Origin of the sequence: Paenibacillus apii, assembly GCF_011043685.1 — a bacterium.
Lineage (GTDB): Bacteria > Bacillota > Bacilli > Paenibacillales > Paenibacillaceae > Paenibacillus_AQ > Paenibacillus_AQ sabinae.
On the sequence record NZ_JAAKGU010000015.1, the window covers coordinates 87,785 to 98,455 of the forward strand.

The 10,671-nt window shown below is 53.3% G+C and carries 9 protein-coding genes and 8 tRNA genes; all 17 read right to left on the minus strand.

Annotated elements, in window-relative coordinates:
- Window positions 1-26 precede the first annotated feature (26 nt).
- Window positions 27-845 carry an MBL fold metallo-hydrolase gene (locus tag G5B47_RS23480; RefSeq protein WP_165103671.1) on the minus strand — a complete coding sequence of 273 codons (819 nt, stop codon included), beginning with the start codon at window positions 843-845 and terminating at the stop codon, window positions 27-29.
- Window positions 842-2,005, minus strand: coding sequence for a GntR family transcriptional regulator (locus tag G5B47_RS23485; protein WP_407945243.1), 1,164 nt, complete (start codon window positions 2,003-2,005; stop codon window positions 842-844). Before G5B47_RS23485 ends, G5B47_RS23480 begins: the two co-directional genes overlap by 4 nt.
- A 641-nt stretch (window positions 2,006-2,646) precedes the next feature.
- Window positions 2,647-3,822: an acyltransferase gene (locus tag G5B47_RS23490; protein WP_165103674.1), complete on the minus strand. Its 1,176-nt coding sequence runs from the start codon at window positions 3,820-3,822 to the stop codon at window positions 2,647-2,649.
- 186 nt (window positions 3,823-4,008) lie between these two features.
- The gene (locus G5B47_RS23495) at window positions 4,009-4,497 is read right to left on the minus strand and encodes an acyltransferase (RefSeq protein ID WP_165103677.1); all 489 of its coding nucleotides are present in this window, start codon (window positions 4,495-4,497) and stop codon (window positions 4,009-4,011) included.
- The gene (gene ppaX / locus G5B47_RS23500; protein ID WP_165103680.1) at window positions 4,494-5,147 is read right to left on the minus strand and encodes a pyrophosphatase PpaX; all 654 of its coding nucleotides are present in this window, start codon (window positions 5,145-5,147) and stop codon (window positions 4,494-4,496) included. Before ppaX ends, G5B47_RS23495 begins: the two co-directional genes overlap by 4 nt.
- 3 nt (window positions 5,148-5,150) lie before the next feature.
- On the minus strand, window positions 5,151-6,188 hold the full coding sequence (gene lgt, locus G5B47_RS23505) for a prolipoprotein diacylglyceryl transferase (RefSeq protein ID WP_165103683.1): 1,038 nt from the start codon (window positions 6,186-6,188) through the stop codon (window positions 5,151-5,153).
- 12 nt (window positions 6,189-6,200) lie between these two features.
- On the minus strand, window positions 6,201-7,139 hold the full coding sequence (gene hprK / locus G5B47_RS23510) for an HPr(Ser) kinase/phosphatase (RefSeq protein ID WP_165103686.1): 939 nt from the start codon (window positions 7,137-7,139) through the stop codon (window positions 6,201-6,203).
- Between the two features lie 243 nt (window positions 7,140-7,382).
- Entirely contained in the window at window positions 7,383-8,504 is a 1,122-nt protein-coding gene (locus tag G5B47_RS23515) for an ABC transporter ATP-binding protein (protein ID WP_165103688.1), read from the minus strand.
- Window positions 8,505-8,606: 102 nt separating this feature from the next.
- On the minus strand, window positions 8,607-9,704 hold the full coding sequence (locus G5B47_RS23520; RefSeq protein ID WP_165103691.1) for a PucR family transcriptional regulator: 1,098 nt from the start codon (window positions 9,702-9,704) through the stop codon (window positions 8,607-8,609).
- Window positions 9,705-9,872: 168 nt separating this feature from the next.
- A tRNA-Lys gene (locus G5B47_RS23525) sits at window positions 9,873-9,945 on the minus strand.
- Window positions 9,946-9,951: 6 nt separating this feature from the next.
- A tRNA-Tyr gene (locus tag G5B47_RS23530) sits at window positions 9,952-10,037 on the minus strand.
- Window positions 10,038-10,044: 7 nt separating this feature from the next.
- Window positions 10,045-10,117 (minus strand) — tRNA-Phe (locus G5B47_RS23535).
- A gap of 17 nt (window positions 10,118-10,134) precedes the next feature.
- Window positions 10,135-10,211 (minus strand) — tRNA-Asp (locus G5B47_RS23540).
- Between the two features lie 13 nt (window positions 10,212-10,224).
- Window positions 10,225-10,300 (minus strand) — tRNA-Thr (locus tag G5B47_RS23545).
- A gap of 32 nt (window positions 10,301-10,332) precedes the next feature.
- Window positions 10,333-10,408, minus strand: a tRNA-Val gene (locus G5B47_RS23550).
- A 7-nt stretch (window positions 10,409-10,415) separates the two neighbouring features.
- Window positions 10,416-10,492: transfer RNA gene (locus G5B47_RS23555), tRNA-Met, on the minus strand.
- Between the two features lie 22 nt (window positions 10,493-10,514).
- Window positions 10,515-10,606: transfer RNA gene (locus tag G5B47_RS23560), tRNA-Ser, on the minus strand.
- Window positions 10,607-10,671: the final 65 nt, after the last annotated feature.

Sequence of the window (10,671 nt, forward strand, 5' to 3'; positions counted from 1 at the left end):
ATTTCCCACTCCTTGGTTTATCGAAATTAGAGGTTTAAAATCAACCCGTCATAGGCGGTGATGATCCCGACGGGACGGAAGATGGCGTCGAAATCGTCGTACAGCAGCCTGGAATTATGACTGAAATGGGTGACGACGATCGTCCCTTCCGGCTTGATAATGCGGTGCAGGCGGAACTCGCGCTGCGTCTCCAGCACCGTCTCGACTCCCATATGATTGCGGTCGCGGGAGTTGCCGGTATACCCGTGCGTGCAGTCGAGAATGGCGCCGTCCAGCTCCTGCTCCCGCAGCCACTCCCAGGTCGGCTCCGGATACCAGCCCGAATCATGGCCGTACAGCAGCTTCTTGCCGCCCTTCTCCACAACGTACAGCAGGCAGGTCTCCATACGGTCGTGATCCGCGAGCAGCGGCGTTACGCGGGCTTCCCCCATCGTGAACGTCCGGAACGGATGCAGCCGGTGAAAGGCGAACCGCTCGCCCTCGAACCGTCCGATAGCCATGCGGACCTGGTGCATGACGCAATCGTTCCCGTAAATGTGCAGCGGATGCTCCAGCCCGTGGGCGATTCCCGCTCTCCGGCATTCCAGATCGTATGCGTTAAAATGATCGGAATGCGTATGCGTGACGAGCAGATGCTCAATCGCCCCGAAGTCCAGCCCGTCCCGCAAGGCCTGCATGTAGGAATCAGGCGAGTAATCGAATTTGATCGTATCGTCGATGATGGCCGAAGAGCGTGTGCGGATATTTCTTCCGCCAAGCTCCCGCGCCTTAATACAGAATTCGCAGCGGCAAAAGGCATTCGGGAACCCCTCGGCCGCCGCGGTTCCGAGAAAGTGAATTTTCATAAAAGAACTCCTCTGTCAAGCACGGACTTCCTCTCGGTAATGGCCGTCTGAATTTTGATGGTAAGCTGTTTCTCCTTGGAACGGTTGACGCGCTTCATCAGCAGGTCCACCGCCGAGCGGGCCAGCCGTTCCGTATCTTGGCGCACCGTCGTCAAAGGAACCGGCGTCAGGGCCGACAGCTGAATGTCGGAGAAGCCGACGATCGACAGCTTGTCCGGAACCGGAATGCCCATGTGCAGCGCCGTGAACAAGGTGGTTGCCGCCACATGATCGTCCCCGCACATCACCGCGGTCATCTGCGGACTGCGGGCGATGAACTGTTCCTGCTCGGGATCGCTCTGATTGATGCGGCCGGGATCGCAAGGAACGCTGCGGAAATGGATATATTCGTTCCTGACCGGAATACCGTGATCCAGCAGCGCCTGAATATACCCCTGATACCGTTCCTCCCGGCTGGTAATATTCTCGCTCATGTTCGAGGTGTAGCCGATTTCCCGGTGTCCTTTTCCGATCAAATATTGCGCCATCTCGTAAGAGCCCCGGTAGTGGTCGTGATACACGCAGTCGATCTGAACCTCGCGGAAAATGCGGTCGATAATCACCAGCGGCAGCTGTTCCAGCTTCAGCCGGAGCACCTGGTCGCTGCATGTCTTGCGCCCCTGGGGGAACAGAATGACGCCGCCCACGCCGCCGGCCGCGAGTTTCTGCAAGCCGCGATCCTCGTCATCCTTGTCCTTGCTGATTTGCAGAATGAGGTCCAAGTCATGCTTGCGGACCTCGCTTTCCACAGCGGCGATAATCCTTGATGTGTACTCGGACAGGTGGGGCAGGATGAGCGCGATCTGCTTGCCCGCTGTCCGCGCGGCCGCAGCGGCCGCCTGCTCCGCCGAGGCTGCGTTCTCATCGACCGTTTCCTCCCGCTTACCGGCGAGAAATGACCCCCTTCTCGGCAGACGATAGATCAAGCCTTGCTCCACCAGATGCTCCAGCGCCAGCTTGCCGGTCATCCGGCTGACGCCGCACAGCTTCGCCAGCTCTCCCTCCGAAGGAACGGGATCATGCGGCTGCAATTTGCGGCTGCAGATAATCTCCCACGCCTTGTCTGCCACTTGCAAATAAAGTTGCGTTCTTGCCCCTGCGGAGCGCATTTCAGAGTTCATGTCCGGACATTCCTTCTGTTGGTATCAGATCGGCCGACCCGTGTTTGCCGATTGGCCGAATCTATTTCGAACTTACTATATGTCACTGACATGTATGTTGCTTTTATGTAAATCATGCGTTAATTTTCTGTAAATGTGAAAAAAACTGCGGATTTTGTAGTGATTTCGGCACATCATTAATCTTGAAATCTTGGATGGATATGCGTTTTCTATATCAGTGATATAAGAATTGGAGATGAAAAACGTCGCTATATAAAAATCAGCGCTCGACGGCAAGCATGGCACAGGCGAGAGCCGAAAAACCCCAAAGCAAAAAGTGCTGCCCGTTCATAGGGAGCACTTGGATCAAGCTACGATGCGAAGCGCCCGGCCCGGGATGACATCCATCAGGAGGCGGAGAGCGCAGGCTGCGATCGGGACCGGGAGGAGCGAAATATCCAATTTATTCAAGTACCTGACTAATTTTTAATCCAAAAAAGCAGGTTCCTCAAAAACAAACCTGCCACCTGTTTCAAGCCGCGCCCCGTACCGAGTACGACTGTTCTAAAAAGGGGGTTCCCGTCATCCAACATGACCGGGAACCCCCTTTTACCTCGTTTATCCTTTTTAATCCGCTCTCGTTCTGCTCCCGCTATGCTCAGCTATACTCCGTTATGCTCCCGCCGCAGCTCCTGCGTCTGTCTCACCGGGCGCGCCGGGGCCGAGCCGAACAGAATCCACGCGGGCCGGATGAACCGGAAAGCAAGCGCCACAATGATCCAGGACAGAACCAGCGAGGCCAGCCAGCCGCCGGCAATAGCCAGTACATAGGCAAGGAACCCGCCGTGAAATTCAATCTTCCGGTAGAAAAAGAGCACGGCCGGATGAACCAGATAAATGCCGAACGAACACACTCCGGCTGAAATCAGCAGTCTGGACCCCAGCCGCCGGCCCGCACCGAACAACAGGAAGGAAAGCTGAAACAGCAGCAGACAGGACAGCAGCGCGTGCGCATTTGCAGCCCCTTCGAACCAAAAGCTGTTAATGACCGTTTTTTGCGTATAATTGCGGTTCCACAGCTCGACATGGGCGATTCCGGCGGCAAACCAGGCCACCCACAGGACGGCCCACAGCAGCCAAGGCCCCGTCCGTTTCCTATCCTCCCAAGGGATCAGCCACGGCTTTAGAGAGGAATAAAACACCGCGATGGCCGCACCCAGCAAAAAATAGGAGAAGTACGTAATCGCGAGGCTGCCTTTTGACACATGCCAATAGCCGTGGTTGACCATATACTTGTTAAGGACCACGAACCCCCACTGCAGCGCAAGACCGATGAGCGGCGCCCAGGCGGTCAGACGGCGGCTTTTTTGCAATGCCCACAGCAGCAGCGGAAACAGCACATAGAACTGGATAATGATAATCACGTAGTACAAGTGCGTATAAGCCGTTCCAGTCAGCGCGTATTTGGCTATCTTGGCGGCCATCTGCTCCGGGGGCAAGCTCCACTGGTTGCCGGCATATAGCCTGAGCACAAAATAAAGCAATGTGAATATGGCATAAGGCACGAGAATATAAATCAGCCTTCGGCTGTAGAATTTGCCCAGCGTCCTGCCGGTCAGCGGCCGGTCAATATAGTTGTAGAACATCACAAAACCGCTGAGAAACACGAAGGAAGGCACCGCAAACTGACTGAACTTATTGATGAATAAAAAAGGGTGAAACAGCGGCGTATTCAGCGTTTCCGCAAGCGTCCGCGAAGTCGCGTGAATCGCCACCACGGCAAAGATGGAGATCGCCCGAAAAATATCCAACTGCGGAATACGTTCTTTTTGTCCCATGTTCTCCTCCTGTAGTTCTTCCGCCCTTATCAGGCCTCTTCGTGGAACACGCCGAAGGCTCGGGCAAGCTGAACAAATCGAAAGGTCCCCTGACCGATCCGGATCGGCATATGGCGGTCTTCCTCATCCCTGAAGTGTCCTTATGCAATCAAAAGGGGCCGCTTCCGGCCCCTGGAAACCGCCCATTTATCGGCTTTTCTTCAACTCGCGCAGCGGGTTTCCGCCGACAAACGCTCCCGCCGGCACATCCTTGTGCACCACCGAGCCTGCCGCCACAATCGCCCCGTCACCGATCGTTACGCCGGGAAGAATCGTCGTGTTGGCGCCGATCATCACATTTTCGCCGATGACCACCTCGCCCAGACGATACTCCCGGATCAGATACTCATGCGCCAAAATGGTCGTATTGTATCCAATGATCGAATTATCTCCGACCGTGATCAGCTCCGGAAAGAACACATCCACCATCGCCATCAGCCCGAAAGCCGTATGCTTCCCCACCTTCATGCCAAGCACCCGGCGATAAATCCAGTTCTTGAGCGGAAGAATCGGGCAATAGCGCGCAATCTGGATAAAAATAAAATTTTTTACGCCCTTCCACGGACTAACCGTCCGGTAAATGTGCCAAAGCGAATTATCTCCTTCGACCGGATAGCGGGTTATCTTTCTGCTCACCGTCCGGCCGTTCCCTCACCTACAATTGCGTACAGGTCGGCCATATCCTGAAGAATATAATCGGGTTCATATTTGCGGAGCGTATCCTCGCCCTTCAGCGACCATGCCACTCCTGCGGCCCGTACGCCGGCAGCTTTAGCCGATTGGATATCGACAGCGCTGTCGCCTACCATCAGTGTTTTCTCCGGACTTAGGCCCAGATTGTTAACCCCGGTCAGCACCGGCTCCGGATGAGGCTTCAGATTCGTCACATCGTTGAGGGTGACAACCGTATCCATGTACTGCAGCAAATCGAACATCTCCAGCGCCCGGATCGTCGTGGGACGAATTTTGGTTGTAACGACCCCGAGCTTGATGCCCCGGCTGCGCAGTCCTTCCAGCGTTTCGTTCACATTTGGAAAAGACCGGATCAGCTCGTCGTGATGCTCGTTTTGAAAAAGGCGGTAGGAAGCCTCCAAAGCGGTGATATCCTGAAGACTGGTGAACGCTCTTAATTGATCCGAAAGGCTGGTTCCCATATGGGGAATCATCTGTTCCCGGGTAAGCGCAGGCTGCGAATGCTGCTCCAGTGCGTACATAAACGAGCTGATAATCAGCTCATTCGTATTGACGATCGTTCCGTCCAAATCAAATAAAATACCTTCAATCATAGATTAATGCTCCTTTTTTTCCTCTTCCAAAGGCGGATGGTTGGGTGCGGACGGAGGGCTGGGAACGTTCTGCTCCGGTTTCCCTTCCTGTTCCGTCAGTACCGGGTCGGCGGCTTGCTGTTTGGTGGACACAATCGGGTCCGAATAATGGGCCTTGGCCGCGCCTGTCGCCCGGCGGATGATAATAAGCAGGATCGCCGCGATGACGATAAGCAGGGCCAGCAGCTGCGAAGTCCGGATATTTCCGTAGTTCGGATCGAGATATCCCGGTTCAAAGCCCAATCCCTTCATCGGGCTCCACAGACCGTTAATCAACGAGGCCAGAGCATCGCTGCCTTTGAAAGCGAGGCTGTCGGTCCGCAGCCCTTCAATAAAGAACCGTCCGATCGAATACCAGATGAAATACGACAGAAACAATTCTCCCGCGCGTATAAACCGCTGTCTGCGCAGCACCATGAGCAGCACAATGCCGGCCAGGCTCCACAGCGATTCATACAAAAAGGTCGGATGATGGTACGCTAAATCCTTCTCTATGTACATTTGGTTCACAATAAAGTCCGGCAAATGCAGACTGTTCCGCAAAAAAGTCTCATGAACCGGACCGCCATAGGCTTCCTGGTTCACAAAATTCCCCCATCGGCCAATCATTTGTCCAGCCAGCAGCCCGGGGGCGCAAATATCAGCGATCCGCCAAAAAGGATAACCTTTATAGCGGAAGTAAATAATAGCGCAAATAATAGCACCGATGAGCGCCCCGTAGATGGCGATTCCACCGTTCCATATTTTAAATACATCCACAAAGTTGTTCTTATATTCATCCCAAGTGAAAGCTACGTAATAAATACGTGCGCCGATAATCGCCGAAGGGACGCCGAGAAGCAGCAAATCCATAAAAAATTCCTGCGGTATTCCGAATCTTCTTCCCTCCCGGATCACAAGGAACAGGCCCGTCAACGCGCCAAGTCCCAGAATCAGGCCATACCAATGCACCTTTAAAGCGCCGATTGAAAAGGCAATCGGATCCAGCGCCAGTGGAAACATTCTCTCGCCCTCCTAGTCCAGGTCATCCATATCTTCCGATATGGTTGCCGTAAGCTTGTGGGTGAACTGCAGCGCGGCATTGAAGCCCATCTGCTTCAACCGGTAATTCATAGCCGCCACTTCGATAATAACGGCAAGGTTCCGTCCCGGACGCACCGGAATGGTCACCAGCGGCACATCGGTGTCGATGATGCGCGTCGTCTCCTCATCCAATCCTAGACGGTCATACTGCTTATCCTGCTGCCAGGCTTCCAGTTTGACGACAAGGGTAATCCGCTTGTGGTTGCGGATCGCTCCGGCGCCGAACAGCGTCATGACGTTGATAATGCCGACCCCACGGATTTCGAGCAGATGCCGAATCAGCTCCGGCGCGGTCCCGTGCAGCTGGTTGTCCGACGTCTGCCGGATCTCAACGGCGTCGTCGGCAATCAGCCGATGTCCGCGCTTCACCAGCTCCAGCGCCGTCTCGCTCTTGCCGATGCCGCTGCTGCCGGTAATCAGCATGCCGACGCCATAGACGTCGCAGAGCACGCCGTGAATGGTCGCGGTCGGAGCCAGCTGGCCTTCCAGAAAGCTCGTCAAGCGGCTGGAAAAAATCGTTGTCGCCATCGAGCTGCGCAATACGGGCAGCCCTTTCTCATTGCTGACATCAATCAGCTCCTGCGGCACATCCAGCCCGCGTGTAATCACGATGCAAGGCGTCTCGTCGTGGCAAATACCGCGAATTCGGCTGATCCGTTCCTCGGCAGGAAGCATTGAGAAGAAGGCGAGCTCGGTCTTGCCCATCAGTTGAACCCGGTCTTCAGGATAATATTCGAAATATCCGGCCATTTCGAGGCCGGGGCGGTTCAGGTCGTCGACCGTAATCAGCCTTTTCAGGCCTTCTTGTCCGGAAATGACTTCCAGTTGAAAATGCTGTACCAATTCCGATACTTTTACCTTCTTGGCCATATCTATTTCTTCCTTTCGTCGCCTGCGGTTTGATCCCGCTTGTCCTGCTTCCCTTGACCGGCAGCGGCTGTATAATCCTTCCTCCCGGCAGGTAATTCTCCTGCTATCTTAAAGGATAACGGGTGTGAATGCAATCATTATACCGGGCAGAAGGGGTGCGTGGACAGGGTCTGCCGAATCTCTTCATTAATATTAAAAAAGCCGCCCCGAAGGGCGGCTTCCAAAGAAATCTGAACCTGACGCTTATCCCAGCAAAATGTTCAGTTCCGATTGTTTATCAAACAAATGCACTTTGTTCATGTCGATTGCCAGCTTCGCCTTGCTGCCTTCGCGGGTGGTCGAACGTCCGTCCACGCGGGCGATAACGGAATCTTTACCGATACCGCTCAGGTACAGCAGCATTTCATGACCCAGGTTCTCGGTTACGTCTACCAGTGCGGAGAAGATTGTATTTGGAGAAGCTTCAAGGAATACCGGCTCTTCGTGGATGTCTTCCGGGCGAACGCCCATGACAACTTCCTTACCGATATAACCTTTGCTGCGAAGCAGTTGAGCTTTGCCGCCCGGAACTTCAACGTCCAGGTTATCAGCGATGAAACGAACCGCTCCGCTAACTTCGGACAAAGTACCCGAAATAAAGTTCATTGTCGGAGAGCCGATAAATCCGGCTACGAACAAGTTCTTCGGATTATTGTACAACTCTTCCGGAGAAGCGGCTTGCTGGATGATGCCGTCCTGCATAACAACAATGCGGTCACCCATCGTCATCGCTTCGGTTTGGTCATGCGTTACGTAAATGCAAGTGGTTTCAAGACGTTTAACCAGCTTTGTGATTTCGGCACGCATTTGTCCGCGAAGCTTGGCGTCAAGGTTGGAGAGCGGTTCGTCCATCAGGAACACTTGGGGATCGCGGACGATCGCACGGCCCAGAGCTACACGTTGACGCTGACCGCCGGAAAGCGCCTTCGGTTTACGTTCCAGCAGATGCTCGATATCAAGAATTTTGGCGGCTTCGCGCACTTTTCTGTCGATTTCGTCCTTCTTCACCTTCCGGAGCTTCAGACCAAACGCCATGTTTTGGTACACGCTCATATGAGGATACAAAGCGTACGATTGGAACACCATCGCGATATCGCGGTCTTTAGGAGCTACGTCGTTGACAACGCGGTCGCCGATGAACAGCTTGCCTTCGGAGATTTCTTCCAGCCCTGCGATCATCCGCAAAGTTGTGGATTTACCGCAGCCGGAAGGGCCGACCAGTACGAGGAACTCCTTATCTTTAATGTCAAGATTAACGTCAATTACGGTTGCTTTATCGGAACCCGGATATTTTTTGAATACATGCTCTAAACGAACGCCTGCCATTTGAATTTCCTCCTCGGATAAGGGATAGAGTTCGGAAACATTTCCTGTACTTATCTTACCCCAGTCCACCCTGGCTGGCTATTTGTAACGTTCACAAAAATCCTATTTCCTTTTCGTTACTTTATACAATAGCATGGTAAGCTTCACAATGGCCGCGTCGCCAAAGCTCCGCACGTCCGCACCTGTCTCCTGCTTGATCTTGTCCAGACGGTAGAGCAGGGTATTGCGGTGAATGTACAATTTCTTCGCCGTTTCGCTGACATTACAATCCATTTGAAAAAAAGTTTCCAGCGTCACCAGCATCTCCTTATCGGACAGCACGGTCGTATAATCGCCAAACTGTGCAAGCAGCTGCCGCCTCCGCCCGTCGGGTATGCTGTTGACAAGCCTTTCCAATTGGAGCGCCCAAGGCAAGTGAATATATTCTCCCACCTCAAAGATACGTCCCAGACTGATCGTTTCCCTCAGCAGCGTAACTACCCCCGCCAGACCTTTAAGAGGAATAATTGAAGAGGAAACGCTCACATGAAACACGCCGACCCACTCGGACGCGATCAGTTCATGAAGGCCCATGCAGGCCTGTGCCAGAAGCTCCTCATCGTCGCTCTCCTCCTGCTCGTCCTTCTCTTCCGTGCCTGTAAGCAGATCCTTGCGTGCCAGAATCAGCCACTCTTTTGTCTGCAAAGGGATGAGCAGCGTTGTATTGTCGAAATAACTCCGGATTAATTTTAAAAGAGAGCGGTAGGCGATATCGGAGCTGTGCGTATTTTCTCCAACAAGCAGAAAAGGAACCATATCGGTGAACAAACGGCTCTTTAAAGCGATTTCGTCCGAAATTTCGCCATCGTCCAGATTTCGCTCAAGCTGCGTGTTCAACCATGCGCCAAGCTGCCGCGCCTCCGCTTCCCCTTCTTCCTTAAAGCCCGAGGCTCTGAGCGCGGCAGCATAATTCTCGGCGGCAAACTGTGCGAGCTGCTGCTCCATCTCGGAAAGGCCCTCCGTCTCGATCGACAAAGCTGTAATCCGGCCTTCGCTCTCATAAAGGGGTATCCAAACGCTTCCTTCAAACAATACGGACTGCTGTACCGCCTTCGATTCAACTCCAAAAAGAGAAGCCGATTGCTGCCTCCCGAATTGCTTAATTCCTGATTTTTTACCGGTGAGGTGCTCCATTTTTTGCCGCAACGTCTCAGTATCCATTGTCAACATACTCCACCACTTTTGCTCTTTTTGCCTATTTTATCACGCTTTTGTCTGTTCTTGTAGTCAGCTAAAATGCAGCGAAGTTACCAAGTGCCCATAGCTATCTAAAATAATGTAAAAAACAAAAAAAGCCATCACCTAATGGTGATGACTTCTTGAACAGGATGAGCCATGAAGGACTCGAACCTTCGACACCCTGATTAAAAGTCAGGTGCTCTACCAACTGAGCTAATGGCTCAAATCATGGTGGAGGCTGATGGATTCGAACCACCGAACTCGTAAGAGAACAGATTTACAGTCTGCTGCGTTTGGCCACTTCGCTAAGCCTCCATGAAAGTGGCTCGGGACGGAATCGAACCGCCGACACGAGGATTTTCAGTCCTCTGCTCTACCGACTGAGCTACCGAGCCATAAATTGACATAAAAATGGCGGAACCGACGGGATTCGAACCCGCGATCTCCTGCGTGACAGGCAGGCATGTTAGGCCTCTACACCACGGTTCCGCGTTTGTGACAATGGTGCCGGCGAGAGGACTTGAACCCCCAACCTACTGATTACAAGTCAGTTGCTCTACCAATTGAGCTACACCGGCATGATGTCATATGTCATTATGAAATTATCAAATGGTGGAGGCTGAGGGGATCGAACCCCCGACCCTCTGCTTGTAAGGCAGATGCTCTCCCAGCTGAGCTAAGCCTCCGTATGTATGGTAGCGGCGGAGGGGATCGAACCCCCGACCTCACGGGTATGAACCGTACGCTCTAGCCAGCTGAGCTACGCCGCCATACTATAAGATGAATTTGAAGTGGCGGAGAGAGAGGGATTCGAACCCTCGCACCGCTTACGCAGTCTAACCCCTTAGCAGAGGGTCCCCTTATAGCCACTTGGGTATCTCTCCAAACAAATCTTCACGCTTCTTATTACCGAACCGTTAAAGATGGGTCTTTCAAATTCATTCAGGCT